Consider the following 21,567-nt stretch of genomic DNA (forward strand, 5'->3'; position numbering starts at 1 on the left):
TTGACTAATGACTAATGACTAACCTGCTCACTACTCAAATGAGCGATCGCTTGTCTAATCCAATCTTCTACATAGGCATCCTTCGGTAATCCAATATCTTCACTGACGACGTGTAAGGCGTTGCTAACTTCATGAGCAGTATACCCTAAAGCGAATAATGTCATTTGCACTTCTTCGAGAATATTGGCGGCTGGCCCCTCTGTGGCGACAAAGAAGCCTGCTGATTTACGCCACTCGATTAATTTGGCTTTTAGTTCCAAACAGATACGTTCAGCGATTTTTTTACCGACACCAGGAGCTTGAATTAAGATTTGGGTATTGCCAGTGATGATGGCTTGGACTAAATCTGGTACTTCCAAGGTGTCTAAGAGAGCGATCGCTAAAGCTGCACCAACACCACTAACCGTTAATAAGTGACGAAATAAATCTCGTTCGGCTGGTGAAGCAAAGCCATACAGTAGGGGTACTTCTTCCCGAATTTGGTAATGGGTAAAGATTTGTACCAATTCTCCGGTTGTGGTTAACTGCTTTGCCAGCCTTTGCGGCACTTGCAAATCGTACCCCATACTGTTCACTTCTAGGGTCAAAATAACACGATTACTACCGAGGTTTTGGATACCGGCAACTATTCCTTTGAGATAACTAATCATTCTAGGAAACCAAAATAAAATAGCCCTTCAATAATTCCACCTGCACAAAAATCTTTTGCCAGGTAGCGATGGTCTGCGGGATACTCGTTGTGCCACTGTAGAAGTTCAGGTCGGGCATTACCGACGATGATTCCCCGTTCGTTGCCTACAGCGAACAAAGCAATATCATTACCTGAATCACCACAGACAACTGTTCTTTCTGATGCAAATTCCCACTTTTGACGAAGAAACTGCATTGCCTGACCTTTATCGCTGTTAAATGGTACAATGTCAAGGTCTATACCGCTACTATAAATTAACTTTATATTTAGTTCACATTTTTGCAGTTCTAACTTAAGTTTTGGTAACACGCTGGCAGCTACTTCCTGATGTAGAAAGAAACTCACTTTAAAAGGACGTTGCTCAGATGCTGGTTGCATTGCTAACTCAGGAAAATTTTTGGTAACGGATAAGACTAATTCTCTGTCCCAACCCACGGAGAGAATTTCTGACCAACCAGAATTAGGACTATCACTGCCATCAAGATAGATTTCTGTCCCTACCGACAAGACTAGTCCATCTGGTTCTATAAGATTTTTTTCCGCTTGCAGTTCCTGGTATAGGATAGGCGATCGCCCAGTAGCATAAACTATCTTTGTGCCATATTCTTGGCGATGGCGAGTCAGTAATTGACTTAGTTCTACTAAAGCAGCGTCATTCCCAACTAAAGTGTGATCCAAATCAGTAACAAAAAGAAATGGTTTCATGATTCTAGTCCCCAGTTAATAGTTACCAAAACAGCTAAAAATTGCCCAATTACATCAAGACATATCTGACACCGATTTCATATTCAGGAGTTACCCGAAATCCTGATAGAGACGTAGCTACGTCTCTACGTCTTGTTAAAAGATGTTTAATTGTATTTATTGGTATCTTCATCCATCTAATGTTATTGTGGTGCTTTAATATTCCCACTCCCTCATTCTGAGAATTTATGACTAATAACACCCGAATAATTAGCAAAGCTACGATATATGTAATTACTATCAGCCTAATTTCCTCCATTAATTTACTAAGAACTTCTACCTCTGTCGCCAACCCCATTAACGAAGTAGTGACAGCAACACAAACAAAGCAACTCCGTCCTACTCGACTCACTGCCAAGGAAATCAGCCAAGTTAAACGGACACTAACAGGTCAAAAACCAATTCTTGACCAAGCGTTCCGAGTTAATCTACCAGATTTTGGTTCCTGTGTATTCTTACCCGTGCAGGAATTTTCTCAAAAAACTAAAAAAAATAGACTGACTCTCTATCTAGTCAAAAATGACAAAATAGTCTATACTTTCCCTCAATCACAACAAGTACAATCCTGGAACTTCTCGTCATTAAAAGCTGTATCCTTTCTGGAGCTACATTTTGATGACCCTAATGAAGATGGGATCTTGCTTATTAGTAACTACACTACGGGAAGTTCTGCAAATTCTCGTCTCTTTCCAGTAGTTACGCTTTATAATCGAGAAGAAAAGGGATTTACAGTGTACGAAGATATTAGTAAAAAGCTGACAACACGGAGAGTAAAAACAATTGCTGAAGCTGAAAAGATTTTAAGAAACGAGTTTAATTTCTTACCCTAAACCACTAATCATCACTCAAAGTTTCAATTAATAAATCTATTTTTTGCTGTCGTTGCTGGAGAAAAGTTTCGCATTGACGTAAATACTCAACTGCATGGGCAAATTGGTCAAACACCGCCTCCAACTCCAACTCACCTGACTCAATCCGAGCAATAATTTCATCTATTTCTGCAACCTTGGCTTCATAATTCCAATCAGTCACAGCATCAGCACTAGCAGAATTCTTACGTTTAACCATCAATTTTTTTCTATCCGATATTATTTCACACAGATAATTTTAACCATACTTTGTAGTCATTGGTCATTAGTCAATGGTCAATAGTCAATAGTCATTAGTCATTAGTCATTAGTTCTATACTCAGCACGGGCTAAACGCCCCGCTTCCGCTAACAGCACTCCCTCATACCAATTCACTAAAAATCTGGTACAGATCCAAATACGGAAACCCTTGTAAAATCAGAGTTTCTTAATTTTGAATTTTGTAGGCGTGAGCCTTCCCGAAGGGTATTTTGAATTTTGAATTGGTATCACTCATCTTATCCTTTGACTAAGATACAATCGACTTACCCACTGCTACTGCCTGCGGTTATGGTTAACACCTCTCCACAACAATCGACTCCAGCCGCTACTCCATCATACATTCCACCGCTTGAGAGTGGCGATCGCCTCACAAGCCCAGAATTTGAGCGTCGTTACAATGCTATGCCTAATCTCAAGAAAGCCGAATTAATTGAAGGAGTAGTTTACGTGGCTTCCCCTCTGCGCTTTGAACCCCACGCCGAACCCCATGCCAATTTGATGATTTGGTTAGGAAATTATAAGGTAGCTACGCCTGGAGTGAGACTGGGTGATAATCCAACAGTGCGCCTTGATTTAGATAACGAACCTCAACCCGATGCGATTTTAATCATTGATTCCACTTGTGGGGGAAAATCGGAGATTGGTGCAGATGGTTATGTGGAAGGCGCACCAGAATTAGTTGCCGAAGTTGCTGCTAGTAGTGCTACCAAAGATTTGTATGACAAAAAACGTGCCTATCGTCGCAATGGCATCCAAGAATATATCGTCTGGCAAGTGTTTGAAAGTACAATTAGTTGGTTTAGCTTGGAAGATGGTGAATATGTAGCGTTAACACCAGATGCAGCAGGTGTTATTCAAAGTCGAGTCTTCCCAGGATTATGGCTAGATATCTCTGCGTTAGTGACGGGAAATATGCCCCAAGTGTTGACGGTGTTGCAACAAGGCTTAAGTTCTAGTGAACATCAAGCTTTTGTGCAGCAACTGAGTGATAGTCTTTCTCATCACTCCTCAAGTAAAATCTACTAAGATGCGGGTTATGGTTAACACTTCTCCACAACAATCAACTCCAGCCGCTACTCCATCATACATTCCACCGCTTGAGAGTGGCGATCGCCTCACAAGCCCAGAATTTGAGCGTCGTTACAATGCTATGCCTAATCTCAAGAAAGCCGAATTAATTGAAGGAGTAGTTTACGTGGCTTCCCCTCTGCGCTTTGAACCCCACGCCGAACCCCATGCTAATTTGATGGGTTGGTTGTGGTCTTATAAAATAGTTACGCCTGGAGTAAGACTGGGTGATAATCCAACAGTGCGCCTTGATTTAGATAACGAACCTCAACCCGATGCGATTTTAATCATTGATTCCACTTGTGGGGGAAAATCGGAGATTGGTGCAGATGGTTATGTGGAAGGCGCACCAGAATTAGTTGCCGAAGTTGCTGCTAGTAGTGCTACCAAAGATTTGTATGACAAAAAACGTGCCTATCGTCGCAATGGCATCCAAGAATATATCGTCTGGCAAGTGTTTGAAAGTACAATTAGTTGGTTTAGCTTGGAAGATGGTGAATATGTAGCGTTAACACCAGATGCAGCAGGTGTTATTCAAAGTCGAGTCTTCCCAGGATTATGGCTAGATATCTCTGCGTTAGTGACGGGAAATATGCCCCAAGTGTTGACGGTGTTGCAACAAGGCTTAAGTTCTAGTGAACATCAAGCGTTTGTCCAGCAGTTGAGTGCTGAGTGCTGAGTAGTAGACATCTCCAAAAACGATCAAATGAAAATTATTTACGACCACTTATCCATCTTTTTTCATTGCGTCTTGTAATGCTAAAATTAAGACTAAGGTAGCGGTCTTGTATTCGCCAACGTTTATTATATGTCGCAACCAGTGCAATACGTAACCAATGAACATGGAGAACGAGTAGGGGTTTTATTGGACTTGAATACCTATTATCGCCTGGTTAATCCATTAGGATTGGATGATGAGTGTTTGCTTGGTCTGAGTACAGATGAGTTAAAAGCACTGTCCTGTTGTAAACTAGCTGTGGCAGAGCAGACCCGTTTGGATGATTTAGTAGCGAGAAATACAGAGTCATTGTTGTGTGCCGATGAGGTTGGTGAGTTAGATGATTTGTTGGCAAAGGCAGATCAATTAACAATTCTGAAAACTCGCGCCAGATACACGCTCAAGCGCTTGGAAAAGGTGAAAGCGGCAGCGTGAGTGCTTATATTCGGGTTGAGTTGCAGCGACAAATCCGCATTCGCTTTGGTGAGTGCTGTGCTTATTGTCGAACAGCAGAGTTTCTAACGGCGATGACGTTTGAATTTGAGCATATTCGTCCTCTTTCAGTGGCTGGGGAAACAGTATTTGAAAATCTTTGTTTTGCCTGTCCGTCTTGTAATCGCTATAAGGGCGATCGTCAGACTGCTATCGATCCGGAAAGTGGGGAAACTGTGCCGTTATTTCATCCCCAAGAGCAAGTTTGGCAGGAACATTTCGCTTGGAATGAGAGTAAAACAGAAATAAATGGATTGACAGCATTTGGTCGAGCTACAATCACAGCATTACAGATGAATCGAAAGTCCTTAGTTCGGGCAAGGGCAATGTGGGTTAAATTGGATGAACACCCACCAGAGTTGGATTGATTGGGGCAATACTTCCTATAAAGGAGAGGAAGGCTGCGACCGTGCGATCGCCTGATATTGTAAGTTGGGCAAATGGATATAATTCCTATCGTGGGTAGGCTTTAATTTTGAATTGGAGCAAAACGACTTGATGGCTCATTTAGATATCGAAAATTATAAACGGCTTGTAATTAATGATTTTAATTCTCGACCAGACTATGACCAGAAGAGTCCATTTCATGCGGCTTTAGCTAATCGGTTGGTGCAATTGGCGCAATTACAGCCAGGACAGCAAGTGCTTGATGTGGCGACAGGTACGGGATTAGTATTGATTGCAGCCGCAGAAATTGTCGGTTTTCAAGGTAGAGTTGTGGGGGTGGATATTGCCGCAGGAATGCTAGAACAAGCACAGCACAAAATTAACACCCTTGGCTTACAAAATACCGAACTTATAGAAGCCGATGCTGATTATCTTGATTTCCCTGACAACAGTTTTAATGTGATTTTCTGCTCTAGCGCCCTGGTATATTTAACAAATATTAGCAATAGTCTAAAACAGTGGTATCGCTTTCTTAAACCAGGCGGTTTAGTTGCTTTCTCATGCTTTGCCGAAACTGCCCACACAGCAGCTATTATCTTTAGAGCCAAAGTAAAAACTTACGGTATCACCATTTCTAACCCGAATGAACCATTAGGAACTCCACAAAAGTGCCAAAATTTGCTAAGTGAGGCGGGATTTGCAAACATTCAAATTATAATCGAGCAGTTTGGTTCCTATTTGCACAATGCAGAAAAAGCTTGGGATGCAAATGCTAGAAGTGCATTTGGTTCTCAGGTAAACCAACTTCCTCCAGAAACATTAGCACAAGTTAAAGCAGAGTATATTACAGAAATAGAGGCGATCGCCACAGATAAAGGTATTTGGAATGATGTGACTACTTTCTTTGTACTTGCCAGTAAATAGTTGGCATTAGATAGATGAGAGAAATTGGCAAATATGGCATTGGGATGACCTACTCTATCACCTTGACTTTCACCTCACCCTGTCCCAATTGAACCAACAACTCATCTCCTACAGCTAATTTATCAGCATTACGAGCGATCGCACCATTTTCTTGCCTCACTACTGCATAACCACGTTGTAACACAGCTTTGGGGTCAAGACTGGCTAATTTTTGGCGTAACATTTCTAAGTGTTGCTTGGCTTGTTGCGATCGCGCTGTTGTTAATTGTAACAATTGTCGGCGTTGCCATTGGAGATTTTTGACCTCTTGCTGCATTTGCCGATCTAAGCGCAGATTTCGTAAGCGATGGCGTAATGTCTGCAATTTATTCTCCGCAGATGTTTGAGAATAAATCACAGCCTCATGTAGCGATGCAACTCGCTGGCGATGTTGAGTATACATTTCTGCTAGCGATGGGACAACGGTTTCTGCTGCCGCCGTGGGTGTATGTACACAAACATCAGCCACCAAATCTACCAAAGACTCATCTCGTTGATGTCCAATACCGGTAACTACAGGTATGGTACATTCAGCTACAGCACGGACTACACGTTCATCATTAAAACAAACTAATTCCTCAACTGCACCACCACCCCTAGATAAGATTAACACCTCTGCACGACCATCCCGTTCTACTCTGGCGATCGCTTTGACGATAGATTCTGGTGCTTGCTCACCTTGGACTGTCGCCGGGGAAAATAGGACGTGTAAACCAGGATATCTGTGTTTGAGGGTTTTTTGAATATCGCCCCAAGCCGCCGCCGTGGGTGAGGTAACAACAGCAATTATTTGTGGATGGAGAGGGATGTGGCGCTTGCGTTGCGGATCAAATAATCCCTCTGCCAGCAACCGATTGCGTAACTGTTGATAGCGCAATGCTTGTAAACCTACACCACCAGGGAATGCTTGCCATACTGTTAATTGATACTCTCCCCTTTGTGGGTATAAGCGAATACTACCCAAAATGATCAACTGTTCCCCAGGGACAGGTAACTGAGTGAGTTTTGCCAATTGACTATTCCAAACCACACATTTAATTGCTGCCGTACCATCAGGGTCTTGTAGAGTGAAGAATAACCCACTACGATGATTATTAGCACTGGAAACTTCACCAGTCACCCAAACTTGCCGCAATTGCTCATCTTGTTCTAAGAGCGATCGCAGATAATCAGTTAACCCAGATACTGAAACTGCCGCATCCGGAATAGTCACGTTAGAAGAGTCAAAAATCATCACAGATGCCTAAAAGCATTTATGCTGAAGCAATTTTAGCATTTTTCATCAAAACCCAATTATCACAATAATTCCATGACAATTCGGACATTAGGAATTGCACCACAGTTATATGATTATTTACTAAACATTTCTTTACGAGAACCAGAAATATTAAAGCAATTGCGGCAAGAAACAGCCCAGCATCCTGTAGGGAGAATGCAAATTGCCCCTGAACAAGGACAATTCATGGCTTTGTTAGTGCAATTAACAGTAGCAAAAAAAACTTTAGAAATAGGCGTATTTACTGGTTATAGTTCCTTGGCAGTGGCACTAGCTTTACCACCAGAAGGGCAAGTGGTAGCTTGTGATATTAGTGAAGAGTTTACTGCGATCGCTCGTCGTTATTGGCAACAAGCCGGAGTAGCAGATAAAATCATACTGCACATCGCCCCAGCTATAGAGACTTTGGATAGGTTACTCAGCAATGGGGAAGCGGAAACCTTTGACTTCGCCTTCATTGATGCTGACAAGAGCAATTATGATCATTATTATGAGCGATCGCTGCAATTAATTCGACATGGTGGCGTGATAGCGATCGATAATGTTCTTTGGTCGGGAAGAGTGGCAGATACTCAAGTGCAAGATAATCGCACCAAAAAAATCCGCGCCTTCAATCACAAGCTACTACATGACCAAAGAATCACTCTCAGCCTCATACCCATTGGTGATGGGTTAACCTTAGTAAGAAAAAATTAATCTTTAACTTATATAAATATAGAACCCATTTGACATCTTTTACTATCTTGAAGTACAGTTACCGCAAAAGCTGTATCCAGCAGTCATGTCGTACTCTAGCAGCCTAACAGACATGGCATTTGCAAAGCGTTGAATTGTCAACCTGGGGAACTATTGGAATATCTGCCAGATGAAGGTGAAGGGAATGTTGTTTCTCAGGCTGATATAGTTTAAGTGCGATGGGCTTACGCTTCATTGTAGGCGATCGCATAAACAATCAAATCCCAGGAATAGGACGCAGGATTTTGTGAGACACCAAACTGTCAAACTGCGATCGCAACGCTTGGGCTGTTGCTGAGTCAGTGAGCAACACACCTGCTTCAATATTGCGTTCGGTTGAGATGTGCTTCGTTCTGCTGCTAATAAGCGGAGAGTATAAGCAATATGACTACACTTTACGCTTTCACCAATAAGACGATTAAGTTCATCAACTACGGTTTGGCTTAAGGTTGCGGGTACGTAGTTAGCAATAGTCGATACTAGAAAAGGCGGAGATAGCCTGCCGTTTTCTAGTGCTGTTGCTAGTTTCAGTAAAGTTGGACGGCTCAGTTGCAAAAAAGCCATTGTGATTATTCTGGGAAAAACTCTGCCCCTAAACCTTCAACTGTAGAGACAACCAAGGCGCGGTCAAGAAATTCGTTGCGGCGTTCGCAGGATGTTTCTGCAATTAGTAAGCATCCGTGACAAGCCGAACCGTGCAGAAAACGCTCCTCTTGCTCGTTATCTGGGCGATGTTGAGCGCATACTGGGTCATTGGAACATAATCTTCCTTGTTCTAGTGCTACTTCCAAATGGTGTTCAATGCGTTTGCCAACTTCTACCAGTCCGCCTAAAGTCCCTTCTGAACCAGTTGAACCAGTGTATAAAAGAATGCCATGACCAGATTCACCAGCATAGATGCGTTCGCGGATGGAACTAGCCGCATAGCCGCATTCTAACGACACAGCCACAATCAATAAATGTGATAGAGAATGCAGCATTATATACTGCAAGCCAGGAAACTTAACTTTTTCTTTTTCCTGGTCGATACCTTTACGCGCACACCAAATATCAAATCCTCTTGATAATTCTCTTCCTCGCTTTTTAACGGCTTCTCGTTTTAACCAATCTTCAATAGCTTCCTTACGGAAAGCAATAAACACACCCTCGCCTTTATTTTCAATTGCCGGAACCCAAGAGGTTTCAATATCCAACGCAGCACGCCTGACGCTGATATCAAGTTCGCCGTCGATATCTGGCATTTCGGCTTCAAAGCGAGTAAAACCCACCTGGGCAATTACTTCACGTAAACGATGTACTAAAACTATTCGTTCAATGCAGGAAGCAAACGCAGGCTGTAAATTATCTAAACTACGTGACCTAGCATAAAAATCACCGTCAGGGACATCTTCCCCAACTTCGACGGGGCTAGAAAGTAATGTCTCAATTTCTACTTGCTTAATGCTTTTATTTGGTTTTCCTTGCCCACTTTGTCGCCGTTGTACTTCTTCCCAGACGGCTTCATTGCTAAATCCTTCTAAATTTGTGGCTACCTTGGACATTAGACTCTTAACAAGAGTAAGTTGTTCAAGTGTTGTTATGTTTTTAAGGAAATCTTCGTAGACTGAATTTACTGCTTTTTGTAAAGCTGCGTCTGAATCAGGAAGGGAAATAACGCTGAGAATTTGCGAAAAATAAGCGTTACTGGCAGACCTAACTAATAAGCGGTTGTATTCTGGTAGACCTGTAGATTCACGAATACAGTAAGGTTCTTGGGCAAACGAACCAAGCCAAGGGCGATGTCCCTGACATGGGCCTAAAACTTTACCGTTGCGGACTGTAGCATCAGCAAGGGGACGGCGTTTTTTACAGGCTTCGCAACGCACATAAATTTCAGCGAAGTCGTTACCTGAACCACCCTCATCTAACCATAGCTGACCTCGACACTTATTTTCAAGGTCATTATGAGCAAAACGATACCAGTCAATATCGCTAATATGACCTTTAACGCAGGCTTGTACGAAGCGGACGGGTACAACTGGGATAGACTTTTTCTCAGCACTAAGATATTTACCACCTACTAAATTATTCCAAGGTAGCAGAGGACGAGTGCGGAATGTTTTTTTGGTTTTGGTGTCGTACCAAGTTTCTTTGACTTGGGCTAAAAACCAAATGGGAAACATGAAAGCATTAATTCCCGTGCGGGGTGCTTTAGAGTCTTGTTCGTCAACTGGTGGTGCATACAGCTTAATATTGTTGACTTCTAAAATCTCAGCAACTCTAGTTGCTAATCGGTCTTCAAAGATGCGCCTTTTGTCACCACGCCAATGATTCAAACCAGCAATTAACACTGAATGTTCTGGTAAGTCTACCATCGCCCCAGGCCCAAAGGTAGAAAGGATTTGGCTTTGGCGCACTTGTCCGGCTGGGGGAATTTTCTTGTGAGATTTGTTCATAAGTTTTGTTTATTAGTTCTTATATCCAGACAGACAGAGATTTTAAATCTCTGTCTGATAGCAAAATTCCTCTGAAAGAGGAATAAACATTAATGATTTTTTGTTTATGTAGTCGTCTTGTGATGACTTTGGCTTTTAGACAGGGATTTATAATCCCTGGCTATCTGAAATAAGAATAAAAGTTGAACTTTACTTTTCATTTTCTACCTCATGTCCGTAAGGATTAATTAGCCAGAGATTGACTGTTGGTTCGACATCGCGTAAGCTTCGCTGGGCTTTAAACCTTCGCGCTTCTAGTGGTTGGTTGTCTAATTCGGGGTCGAGGGGGTCAAATATCAGTGGTGGTGCTTCGCCTACTTCACGCTGATATTGCAGGCTAATTTTTCCATTCGCAATGCTTACCCATGTATCTAGTAAGTTTTTTACTCGTCCTTTGACTTTGTGACGTGTTTCCTCTGCCTCAGCCTTGTCGTTTTTAGAAACTTCTGCCCTTTGTGCAATGGTTTCCACAACAAACTCTAGTTCTTGACGATGTTGAGTAATATCGAAAGCGCCAGTTGGTGCTGTCATTCCAGGATGTCCTAGCCGTGCCAAAGCAACGGTAATGGCAGCAATACCTCGGTCAATAGCGCGGGGTGAAAAGGGTGTTACGCTGGTGGCTTCTACTGCTCGGTAAAATGTTGAATGCCAAGCACAAAAGCGTTCATAATGAGAGCGATCGCGTGGACGATGAATGTTCAATAACGTCACTACTAAACCCGGTCGTTCCTCATCCCGCCCTACACGGCTGGTAGCTTGGATATATTCGGCGGCTGTCTTGGGTTGACCGAGAACTACCATTAAACCCAAGCGGGTAATATCCAAACCTACGGAAATCATATTTGTTGCTAAAACCACATCAACCTTTTCGTCTTTATCAAAGGTTGATTCCATCCGCCGCTTAGTATCTGCAACTTCGCTAGTGCTGACACGGGAGGTTAGTTCTTCTGGTTCATCATCAATTTTCCGGTCAGCAAATAACCCTGAAGTTTCGTCAACTCGCTGATGCTGGCTGTAACGTAATAGACGAGATTTGACTTCATCTTCTACAATGCGCCGACTACCACCTAGTTCACGTAGGGAGTTAAAGTAACCTAACAGCGTCATATAAGGGTCGGCTGGGTTCTCAGAGTTTTTCTTGCCCCCTTGTTCTAGCCAGTGCTTTTGGGCTGCGCCTAACAATGCTAAATAGCTACGCAATAACACTACCTTTAAACTGCGTCCTTGAGCAGCAATTCCTACATAGGTACGAGCATTTTTGACTGTAGCGGGGACGGTTTTAGCAAAGAATGAATCACGTCTGTCTGGCCCCGGTGGTGGAAATATATCAACTTCGCTGCGACCGAATAAAGCTTGAATTTGTTTGCTGGCGCGGCGTACTGTCGCAGTGGAAGCAACTATTTTCGGACGAATTGTTTTACCGTCTATCTCTTGGCTACACAAAGCATCAATGGCTGTTTCGTATAGTCCTACCATTGTTCCCAAGGGGCCGGAAATTAAATGTAATTCGTCTTGGATAATTAGGTCTGGTGGTGGTAAATAGCCGCCAAGGGGTTTACCGCGATTTAGTTGAGTGGGGCCGTAAAAACCATCATTGTCGTAGCGGTCTACTCGTCCAAATAATGCACCAGTTTCTCCCACCCAAGGCAGGGTGGCGAATTTATCTACTGTAGAGATAATAAAACAAGGTAGACGGCGGTATAGTGGCTCGTCTACGATGACTATTGGTAAAGGATGATTACCACGGAAATTACAGCGACGGTTAGCACAAAATACTTGTAAATTAGTTGGTTGTTCAGTATTTGGCTGTAATTGGAATGAGTTACGGTTAAATTTTGTCCCACACCAAGGACAATTTTCTAAGGGAATGGGTGAGGGATGGCGATCGTTATTTTGAAAAGCACGAGTACGTTCTCTAGCACTGTTTTCGTCGTTATCTCCTTTTTTACCCATGCGGTTGGGTGTTGCGGCTTGTCCTACCCATAGCCCAATTTCAAACGGCCAAGTTCCTAATTTCTGCGGGTTTTTCTGGCGTTCCAATTCTAAGGCGCAAATCATCGTCGCCGCCCGTCCAAGTTGGTCGAGAGTCAAAAGACGCAGGGTGTAGCGCATGAGGACGCTTAAACCAGCCGATTTGATACCGGGATAACGCAGTCGCCGCAGGACAAGGGTAAAAGCTGCGAGTCCTAAATATGCTTCGGTTTTACCGCCACCTGTAGGAAAGAATAGCAAATCGACTAATTCACGATCGCTATTTTCGGGGTAAGCTATCCCTACCAAGTTCATCAGTAAAAATGCTAACTGGAAGGGTCGCCATTTCGGTGGTGCTACTGTTTCCGGCGTGAAAGTTTTACCGTGAGTATTACGTTGGCGGATAGCTGTAGCAATGGCGCGATTAGCGATGCAGAAAGCCTCAAATATTTGTGGGTCATTTAAAGCTTGGATACCTGCGTTGATGCGCTTGTTAGCAATTTCTGCACGGCGGAGTAAATCTAGGGCGACATTTAACCGCTTGGGTTCGGTGGGACATTTGGTGTGTTGTTCCTGAATCCAATCAGTGTAAGCATCTACCATTGGACTCAGCATATTTTGCAATGCTGCTGGTGTGGGTGCGTTGGCTAAGGCTTCCATTCCCAATTCAACGTCCTTTACTTGGGTGGCGATGACCTTTTCCACATCAGCCGTAGGTATCCATGCTGTACGTATTTCCTGACAGCTACCATCGGGATTGGTGAGTGCGATCGCACTAACGTTATGACCTACTGCATATTCGTAATCATCGCGGTATTGTAAATCTGCGACGTTTTCATCCCAATCATGATTATCTCGTCCGCGTAAGTTGGGACGGGCTACTAATGGTTCTGGGGTATGGATGATTAAACTGGTTTGAAAAATATAGCTAATATCGCGCTGTTTATCTGAGGTGGAGAGGCGATTATTAACTAGAAATACAGAAACAGAACGAGTTCCAGCCGGGACAAGTTCCTTAGATGTTACAGGACGGATGGAGACGACGAGTTGTAAACCGTTACTATCAGGTATGGGAATAGTTTTGGTCGATTGGCTGTGATGAAGCGGTAATTTTAAAGGAACAGTGATTTGGGCTTGGCGTGGAATCCGCTTCCAGCATCCAGATAAACCTTTATCTGCTTCTGGTTGGGGGATTGTCGTTTCTATTTCCAAGGGGGATAGAATTTCTTCCGCACTAGAATCATTCTGAGATTCTGCTACAGAATTATCTTTGATTGGGAAGTAATCACCCCATTGCACTGTGAGATTAAGTTGACTGGCGTTTTCAGCAACTAGAAAACTTAAACCCATCGATGAAGGGAAAAAAGCTTTCTTGGCGAATGGCTTGTCTGGGACAGTTTCATCCTCACCCGCGCTACCCCTTTGTAATTGGTCTAAATCATCATCAGCCGTATCATCTCCACGCTGTTCGATGGGTGCGCCATGCGGAACAAGGAAACCTGTAAGATACCACTTTGATGGTGCTTGGTCGAGAATTTCTTCTGCGTGGTCAATATCATCAGGGGTGGGGCCTATGAGGTCGAGTTGTAAGGCTTCGATGAGGCGCGATCGGACTTCGTTAGGAGTAGCTGATATCATCATGTATAGTTTTTAACTCTTGTATAACAGATAAAAATAACTATTGTCCGTACATATTCATAAAGAAATCAAAAACTTGACCTCGATGGCGATTATTGATGCTGCTGTAGACGAACGAGACTTATATGCTCAAAAGGGATTGCGATTTGAAAACTGCAAGGAAAACGAGGGAAAGCAGGACAGCGTTCCTTACGTTTAAATGACCAGTGGCGCTTGATTTTGACAGTGGATAAAGATGAACAGGGTAATTACCTGACCATTATCGATATTGAGGATTACCACTAACCAATACAGCAGGGGAGACAAGAATATGAGCCAGAATTTAACACCAGCAAGAGTACCAACACCTGGAAAAATTTTAAGTCGAGAATTAGAAGCACGTGGCTGGACGCAAAAAGATTTAGCTGAAATTATTGGTCGTCCAGTTCAAACTATCAACGAAATTATTCGGGGAACCAAGCAAATTACACCAGAAACCGCGATCGAATTGTCGCAAGCTTTGGGTACTACTGCTGAGTTTTGGACAAACTTAGAAGCAAAATATCGGCTTCATCTAGCGGTAAAAGAAAAAAAGCACGAGGAAAAGGAGCAAAGTATAACTCGTAAAAGTCAATTATATACAATTCTTCCCATGTCTGAAATAATCAAAAATGGGTGGATAAAAAAAACAGATTCCATTGATAGTCTAGAACAGCAAATATGCAATTTTTTCTCCATACACTCCTTAGATGAAATACCTAAGTTAAGTGTTAATTTTCGTTGTTCAGAACATAGAAAGCCAGAAGATATTTCTCGCATAGTTTGGGTAAAACGAGTTGAGAATCTAGCTAAACAACAGAAAATTAGAAGCTTTGACCGGACAAAATTAGAAAATGCCATACCAGAAATTCTTGCTTGTGCCGAAAAAGTAGAAAATATTGTGCTAATTCCTAAATTACTAGGAGATTTGGGTGTACATTTTGTAATTGTCCCGCATTTGAGTAAAACCTATTTAGATGGTGCAGCTTTGTATTTAGAGAGTAACCCAGTTATTGCACTGACACTAAGATATGACCGAATTGATTCATTTTGGTTTACTCTCCTACATGAATTAGCACATATATTTTTAGGGCATAAAGGCAGCTACTTAGACAATTTAGACGCTTTAGAAGAGAATGAGGAGGAAATAGAAGCGAATCAGAAAGCTGCTGAATGGTTAATACATCCTCAGCCATATCAAGATTTTATTATCAGGAGCAAAAAAGTCTTTTCTCGTAAAGCAATTGAAGAATTTGCTCAGACTCAAAGCAGGCATCCAGGCATAATTCTTGGTCGCTTGCAATATGACAAACTAGTTCCTCATAAAAATTTAAGAGTGTTGCTAGTAAAAGTTAGCCCTTTTTTCCAAAATTCGACTGATAATTAGACAGGGCGACAGACAGGGATTTAAAATCCCTGTCTATTAGATAAAATCTATTAAAAATGGATTAGTAATTGTGAATATTTTAAGATAGATATATTGTTTAATTCTGCTACCGCATATAGGAATCCGACTTGATTATTGAAACTACTTACGTGGTGCGCGAAGCGCAATAGGTAGGGAACAGGGTAAGAATCAATAAAAGTGTACTGATTTTTTTGTGTAAGCACAGGCTACGCCAACAGGAATCAAATATGATTCCTATATATACCCAATAAATTTGATAATTTAGTTCTCGGTGTTCTTTGGCTCTAAATAAGGATGTGTCGTTAGTTGAGAATGATGAATTTTTTGATTTTGTACATAGATAACTACATCTTTAAGCTGCTTATAGCCTAGAGAAAAAACACCATATCCTTCTTGCCAAGCAAATTTATCAGATGAAGCATTAGAACTATGATTTAGATGATGAGAACTACTTCCTTTGATTTTCTTGACAAATTCCGAAACTGCCAAACTTGGTGGAATAGTAACAACAACATGAATGTGGTCTTCAATACCGTCAATTGCATGAATTTGACAATTTAATGCTTGTGCCTTGCCAAGAATATAATTATAAAGTTGCTGTTCTTTATTTGATGTGATGAGTGGTTGACGATTTTTTGTTGTCCATACCAAATGATAATATAGCCGCCACAAAGTCATAAATTATTAATAATAAATATATACATTTTTTATTAACTTACCCATTTATTTATAAAGTTTATCAACTAAGCAAAAAATATTTATAAAAATATCTATAGAGCTAATTATTCAGTAAATCAATTATTGACCCATTAATTAATCACCCAACCAGCCAGGGATTATAAATCCCTGTCTGAAAGCTGAAGTCGTCTTCAGACGACTATCTCAACCGCCAAGATAAAATTTGGTAATTTAGTCCTCTTTAAGAGGACTTCCGTTATTAGACAGCCAGCCAGGGATTATAAATCCCTGTCTGAAAGCTGAAGTCGTCTTCAGACGACTATCTCAACCGCCAAGATAAAATTTGGTAATTTAGTCCTCTTTAAGAGGATTTCCGTTATTAGACAGCCAGCCAGGGATTATAAATCCCTGTCTGAAAACTTAAGTCGTCTTCAGACGACTATCTCAACCGCCAAGATAAAATTTGGTAATTTAGTCCTCTTTAAGAGGACTTCCGTTATTAGACAGAGATTTATAATCTCTGTCGGTTGGCTGTCGGTTGGCCGGTCGGTTTGTCTGCCGGGATAGTTGGGATATTCGGGATAACGACATCACCCCATATTAGAAAATGCGATCGCTATTTTTTATAAATGCAAACTACTGTAAATTAATCTACCTTTATCCCCGGAATAGTTACTCGTTCATTTTCATTTTTACGCTTTCTTTTCGTCTGTCCTCCTTTCCCCTTACTCTTATCTGCACCTTTACCGCCTAAAATTTCTGCTTCGGCGCGTTTTTGGTTTAAATCAAGCAAGCGTGCTAAAACTTCATCGTGGATTTCTTCGCGCCAACGATAACGCCAGGGTTTTTTCTTTTGTCGTCCACTGCTGTTTTCTGTGTCCTCCTCTTCCTCATAGTCGAGAATAAAATCGCAGTCGGTGGGGATATCTGACCAGCCGTAAGCGTCGAGGACGGCTTTATCCATTGCGGTGTGGAGTTCGCGGAGTTTGAGGATTTCGGGGTGGTTTTCGTCGGGGTCGTGGAAACGGTTGTAGGTGTCGGTGAGTCCTTGGTTATTGCGAACCATTAAGGCGACGCGGTATTCGTAGTATTCTTTGCCTATAGCTTCTAGGGTGGGGTTGGTTTCCCAGTTTTCGGGGAAGGGGAAGGTTTCAAAACAGTCTGAGGGAGTGTAGCGCAAGCCATCTCCAAATGTTGATGAAAAAAATCTAGCCCAAATTTCATGAATGTATGATTGCATAATGCAGAAAAATGAATAGCGTTCGTCAGTAAAGACTACTAACTGTTCAGAAAACACCATGTTATTACATAGAAAAGTAAATGAACTACGTTGACTCACACGAGCAGTTACTAACACATGTTCGAGAGGTGCGATCGCTTTAAACAAAGCAGGTGTTGTTTCACCAAATCTCCACCAGTAACGAGCGCGAATTTCACGCTTTTGTGCTAATCTTGCAGGTTTAACTTTCTCTTCCACAATCTGCATCAAATCAGAATATTCTCTAGCCTCAGCCTCACTAATTTCACCAAAATTAATTACATATCGATGATGTTCATGAGTTGGACTAGAGTTAACTTCTTCCCCACCAATATAAGGAAAAATTCGCTCTTGATTTTTAGGATTTTGTGCAATCAAACGTTGCATTTCTGCAATAGATGTAGCTTCAGGGTTGGAATCATCAAATGTAAAACCCATACCCAACACATAGCTACCAATAAAACTTTTATCAGCATTTGCTAATAACACAGCAGGGTTATTATTACCACCCGACTTAAATAAAAATGCAGAAATAAAATTAACTTCTTTACCGTCAAGGATTAGTTGTAAATATTTACCATTCTGAGAGTTAATTTTATTTTCATCCCCAGGAATTTGATAATTAATTCGTTCTGCCTCCACACCCGCCCGGAAATCAATTTCCGGTCTAATAGCAGAAGTCGGTTGAAACCGACTAGAATTTTCATCGATATTTGACTCAATCCTCTTCAGAGGATTTCCGCTTTCAGACGGGGAATTGATTCCCCGGCTTTCTACCTGGCTTCCAGCCTGTATTTGTGATTGCTGTTTTATTTTTTCTCTTGTTGTATAGTCTTGTTTAATAACATGAACTACACTCACAACAACGGCGGCTAAACCAGGCCACTTTAACCGCTTTTGAGCATTGTAAATAGTACCGCTATTCTCACAGATATATCTCAATCCAGTGCTACGAGTGTCACCTTGAGCAATAGTATTTGTAGCAATCAAACCAAAACAACCTGATTCTCTTAAAAGCGCAAACGCTCTGCGGTAAAAGTGAGCGACTAAATCAGAATTACCATGTGATTCTGGGTTAACCACTTTCAACCAATCCATATATCCATCAGTATGAGCATTTATTGCTGTATTCTTCCCTGCAAATGGGGGATTGCCAACAATCGCATCAAACCCAGAATTTTCTCTATCAAATACCTCTGGAAATTCAATTTCCCAATTAAACGGCTTTACAGGTTTATCTGCTTGTCGCAAATTTCTACTAATACTTAAAACCTCTCCACTCTCATCAGGATTTCTCCGCCATTTAAAATACTTCTGAAATAATCCATCTCGTTCCTCTTTCTTCGCTTTATCTTTATCCGCAGCAAAGAAAGAAGCAATCACTAAATCACCTTTAAGACGAGCATCATGTAATAATTCCTCTGTTGCTTGATAAAAATCACGCTTCGCATCGTAATTTTCATCGCCTAAACTTTGAATCTCATCACGGTTAAACTTAACCTTATTTAGTTGCTCATTAAATAAAGGTAATTCTTTATCATCATACGTAGTATCTTTTTCCCAGTTAAACTTAACAAGTTGGTCACGGGTTAAACCTACCAATGAATCACCACATTTCAACGCATGGTCTAAAAATGTAAAAGGATGCTTCTTCGCTAAAGTTACCAACCACAAAGATAACTTCGCCAAATTCACCGCAAACGGGTTTTTATCTACCCCATACAAACAACGCTGCGCCACCAAACGCCGCGCATACAATAACGGTTCTTCATCCGATGGAACTTCTGAAATCAAGCCATGTAGATTCCAAGCTTCCACCAATTTTTCTGCCAACTGACGACAAGCTTCCACCAAAAAAGGAGCCGTTCCTACAGCTAAATCGCATACCTTCAAAGCCAAAATTTGCTCTGGTGTGGGACGTTCACCCAAAGCTGCTAAAACAGGTCTGAGGGTTTCTTTAACTATCGGTTCTGTCAACGCACGGGGCGTATAATGAGAACCACTACGCCGCCGTTCTTCCCCTGGTTGCAAATACAATGAACCAGCCGCCAGTAAAGCGGGTGTTTGCGGCGATATCTTCCGTCCTAAAGCTGCAATTAAATCCTCGGCAGTTTTCACTTGCTTTAACTCGGCCAGTGATTTACCGGATATTTCACAACCTGCTACTTCTTTTAAATACTTCGCTCTGTCATTGGCTTTGGTCTTTAATACCTCATCAACGCTAACAACCACAGTCACAGAGGTTTTCGCACCCTTGGGTTTACTCCATACACCAATAGATAGCGTAGTAGCTTTTTTGACCTCATAACCCATCACCGCCTCGTACACGGAACCGATTTGTTCCACATCCAAAGCCCGGTATGACAAACGTTCACCATCAAGAACGAGTAAACCGCGCAATACCTCATGAACTACACCATCAGAAATGCGTGGCGGTTCAATCAATTCCCATTCTTTATAGGTAGTATGGCGAGAACGACCTTCTAAAAATGCGTACTCATCGGGGTCAAAAAGCTGTCCGTGACGTGCTGGTAAGTATAAATCAGCATGACAGCCGCCATCGTAAACTAAGCGAAAAAGACTGAGTAACCACGCCCAAGCACCATAACGCTGTTCCATTGTGTCAGGATAGTTACCCGCATCCTCGCGCAATCTCTCATACAGCCCAGTTACCGAATAGTTGCGCGTGTAAATCGAACCCTGCGGCATTAAACCCTCATCTTCCGCATACAGCAGAAACACCAACCGTAGCAAAACGGTAATTAATCCACCGTAAATATGCTGAGGTTCGTTTTGGGCAATGTCATCAAGCAAGATTCCTTTAGCATGGTCATTCGCAGCTTGAAAACCACGCAGTAATTCCCACAGCGCATCAAGTACCTGTTCTGATAACTTGGTAGAAACTTCGTTTTGGTACTTGCGGCTATTTTGCAGCAACGCTACTAAACGGCGGTCTGTTGGCGCATTGAACACTCGCTGTTCTTCCAACAACATCTGCATTGCACCCAAAATCAACCGTCCCGATACCTCGCACATCGCCTGTACCGGAAAGGTTAGGTGTCCAGAAGATTCTCCCCGTGGGGCATATACCAAACGTAATTCTGTACCATTACACAAAATACCTACAGGAATTTCTTTCTCCCGCAACAGTCGCTCAAACTTCGCCTGGGGGCTGGCGTGCCATCCTGTAGATTTGATATTCTCGCTAACTCTATCAAGGTCAGTACCAGGGGAAATGACCTGTACCAGCATCAACCAACCACCATTATCCGGGTCAGGTACGGCATAGGTTGGTTGTAAGGTTTCACTGTATTCTGGTAGCGATACCGCCAAATCCTCTGGACTCTCGATTAAATCTGTTGGTTGCCAACCCAGAATTTCAACTGTGAAGGTGGGAAAGTCAGAAATTACGCAGGTGTAGTTGGTGCTGTCATCGGTGTAATCTCGGCTTACTATTTCGATTAACCGTTGCTGTAACTCAACAACGTTGCGATTTACCGACATTTGGGCATTATTCAACGCCGTTGGCGACACTACCAACCCCACTGGCTGAAGAAAGCCCAACCATTCCTTATGCGCTTGAACTTCCTTATCCTTAACCACGACCGCCTCATTTGTTTTTAGGTGTCGTTGTTATTTTGCCCATCAGTCAGTTAGTAATTACTTAGTTGTGAATTTTCCTGCCAGTCATTTAGTAGTTAATTGTGAATTTCCCCGCCAGCCAGACAGCCAGCCAGACAACCAGCCAGACAACCAGCCAGCCAGCCAGCCAGTCAGTCAGCCAGTCAGCCAGTCAGTCAGCCAGTCAGCCAGTCAGCCAGTCAGCCAGTCAGCCAGTCAGACAGCCAGACAGCCAGGGGTTATAAACCCCTGTCTGATAGCAGAAGTCGGATAAATCCGACTGAAACCGTTTACACA

18 protein-coding genes and 1 pseudogene are annotated in these 21,567 nt (G+C 42.3%); 10 read left to right on the forward strand and 9 right to left on the reverse strand.

Going from position 1 to position 21,567, the window contains the following annotated elements; genetic code table 11:
• Nucleotides 1–11 precede the first annotated feature (11 nt).
• Together ruvA and FD725_RS04760 are read right to left on the reverse strand one after the other, a co-directional pair.
• Complete coding sequence (ruvA, locus tag FD725_RS04755) at nt 12–650, reverse strand: Holliday junction branch migration protein RuvA (RefSeq protein ID WP_179047066.1); 639 nt, start codon at nt 648–650, stop codon at nt 12–14.
• Entirely contained in the window at nt 647–1,396 is a 750-nt protein-coding gene (locus FD725_RS04760) for a sucrose-phosphate phosphatase (protein WP_179047067.1), read from the reverse strand. Before FD725_RS04760 ends, ruvA begins: the two co-directional genes overlap by 4 nt.
• Before the next feature lie 227 nt (nt 1,397–1,623).
• Here FD725_RS04760 and FD725_RS04765 point away from each other — a divergent pair, with 227 nt between their 5' ends.
• On the forward strand, nt 1,624–2,265 hold the full coding sequence (locus FD725_RS04765) for a hypothetical protein (protein ID WP_179047068.1): 642 nt from the start codon (nt 1,624–1,626) through the stop codon (nt 2,263–2,265).
• Between the two features lie 4 nt (nt 2,266–2,269).
• Here the strand turns inward: FD725_RS04765 and xseB are convergent, their stop codons facing one another.
• Nucleotides 2,270–2,503, reverse strand: coding sequence for an exodeoxyribonuclease VII small subunit (xseB, locus tag FD725_RS04770; RefSeq protein ID WP_179047069.1), 234 nt, complete (start codon nt 2,501–2,503; stop codon nt 2,270–2,272).
• A gap of 350 nt (nt 2,504–2,853) precedes the next feature.
• Between xseB and FD725_RS04775 the strand changes: the two genes are divergently transcribed.
• The 5 genes from FD725_RS04775 to FD725_RS04795 all read left to right on the forward strand — a co-directional run bounded on the left by FD725_RS04775 (nt 2,854) and on the right by FD725_RS04795 (nt 6,154).
• Nucleotides 2,854–3,591, forward strand: a complete 738-nt coding sequence (locus tag FD725_RS04775; protein ID WP_179047070.1) for a Uma2 family endonuclease — start codon at nt 2,854–2,856, stop codon at nt 3,589–3,591.
• A 10-nt stretch (nt 3,592–3,601) separates the two neighbouring features.
• A complete protein-coding gene (locus tag FD725_RS04780; protein ID WP_179047071.1) occupies nt 3,602–4,312 on the forward strand; it encodes a Uma2 family endonuclease in 711 nt (236 codons plus the stop codon).
• A 129-nt stretch (nt 4,313–4,441) separates the two neighbouring features.
• Complete coding sequence (locus FD725_RS04785; protein WP_179047072.1) at nt 4,442–4,786, forward strand: hypothetical protein; 345 nt, start codon at nt 4,442–4,444, stop codon at nt 4,784–4,786.
• Complete coding sequence (locus tag FD725_RS04790) at nt 4,783–5,211, forward strand: HNH endonuclease (protein ID WP_179047073.1); 429 nt, start codon at nt 4,783–4,785, stop codon at nt 5,209–5,211. Before FD725_RS04785 ends, FD725_RS04790 begins: the two co-directional genes overlap by 4 nt.
• A gap of 130 nt (nt 5,212–5,341) precedes the next feature.
• Nucleotides 5,342–6,154 carry a class I SAM-dependent methyltransferase gene (locus FD725_RS04795; RefSeq protein WP_179047074.1) on the forward strand — a complete coding sequence of 271 codons (813 nt, stop codon included), beginning with the start codon at nt 5,342–5,344 and terminating at the stop codon, nt 6,152–6,154.
• Between the two features lie 49 nt (nt 6,155–6,203).
• On the opposite strand, the gene xseA is transcribed toward FD725_RS04795, so the two are convergent.
• A complete protein-coding gene (gene xseA, locus FD725_RS04800; protein ID WP_179047075.1) occupies nt 6,204–7,427 on the reverse strand; it encodes an exodeoxyribonuclease VII large subunit in 1,224 nt (407 codons plus the stop codon).
• Between the two features lie 75 nt (nt 7,428–7,502).
• On the opposite strand from xseA, the gene FD725_RS04805 reads away from it, so the two are divergent.
• Nucleotides 7,503–8,165, forward strand: a complete 663-nt coding sequence (locus FD725_RS04805; protein ID WP_179047076.1) for a class I SAM-dependent methyltransferase — start codon at nt 7,503–7,505, stop codon at nt 8,163–8,165.
• Nucleotides 8,166–8,279: 114 nt separating this feature from the next.
• A pseudogene (locus FD725_RS04810) lies at nt 8,280–8,378 on the forward strand (helix-turn-helix domain-containing protein); the annotation flags it as partial.
• 18 nt (nt 8,379–8,396) lie between these two features.
• On the opposite strand, the gene FD725_RS04815 reads toward FD725_RS04810, so the two are convergent.
• The 3 genes from FD725_RS04815 to drmA all read right to left on the reverse strand — a co-directional run bounded on the left by FD725_RS04815 (nt 8,397) and on the right by drmA (nt 14,287).
• Entirely contained in the window at nt 8,397–8,768 is a 372-nt protein-coding gene (locus FD725_RS04815; RefSeq protein ID WP_218653154.1) for a hypothetical protein, read from the reverse strand.
• 5 nt (nt 8,769–8,773) lie between these two features.
• Nucleotides 8,774–10,639, reverse strand: a complete 1,866-nt coding sequence (gene drmB, locus FD725_RS04820) for a DUF1998 domain-containing protein (protein ID WP_179047077.1) — start codon at nt 10,637–10,639, stop codon at nt 8,774–8,776.
• A gap of 189 nt (nt 10,640–10,828) precedes the next feature.
• A complete protein-coding gene (gene drmA / locus FD725_RS04825) occupies nt 10,829–14,287 on the reverse strand; it encodes a DISARM system helicase DrmA (protein ID WP_179051421.1) in 3,459 nt (1,152 codons plus the stop codon).
• 310 nt (nt 14,288–14,597) lie between these two features.
• Here drmA and FD725_RS04830 point away from each other — a divergent pair, with 310 nt between their 5' ends.
• Complete coding sequence (locus FD725_RS04830; protein WP_179047078.1) at nt 14,598–15,692, forward strand: HigA family addiction module antitoxin; 1,095 nt, start codon at nt 14,598–14,600, stop codon at nt 15,690–15,692.
• Between the two features lie 282 nt (nt 15,693–15,974).
• Here FD725_RS04830 and tnpA read toward each other — a convergent pair whose 3' ends face one another.
• Nucleotides 15,975–16,391 carry an IS200/IS605 family transposase gene (tnpA, locus tag FD725_RS04835; protein ID WP_179047079.1) on the reverse strand — a complete coding sequence of 139 codons (417 nt, stop codon included), beginning with the start codon at nt 16,389–16,391 and terminating at the stop codon, nt 15,975–15,977.
• Between the two features lie 646 nt (nt 16,392–17,037).
• Complete coding sequence (locus FD725_RS04845) at nt 17,038–21,252, reverse strand: Eco57I restriction-modification methylase domain-containing protein (RefSeq protein WP_256871851.1); 4,215 nt, start codon at nt 21,250–21,252, stop codon at nt 17,038–17,040.
• A 67-nt stretch (nt 21,253–21,319) separates the two neighbouring features.
• On the opposite strand from FD725_RS04845, the gene FD725_RS04850 reads away from it, so the two are divergent.
• Nucleotides 21,320–21,544 carry a hypothetical protein gene (locus FD725_RS04850; RefSeq protein ID WP_179047080.1) on the forward strand — a complete coding sequence of 75 codons (225 nt, stop codon included), beginning with the start codon at nt 21,320–21,322 and terminating at the stop codon, nt 21,542–21,544.
• The last annotated feature ends 23 nt before the right edge of the window (nt 21,545–21,567 follow it).

The organism is Nostoc sp. TCL26-01 (assembly GCF_013393945.1).
Lineage (GTDB): Bacteria > Cyanobacteriota > Cyanobacteriia > Cyanobacteriales > Nostocaceae > Trichormus.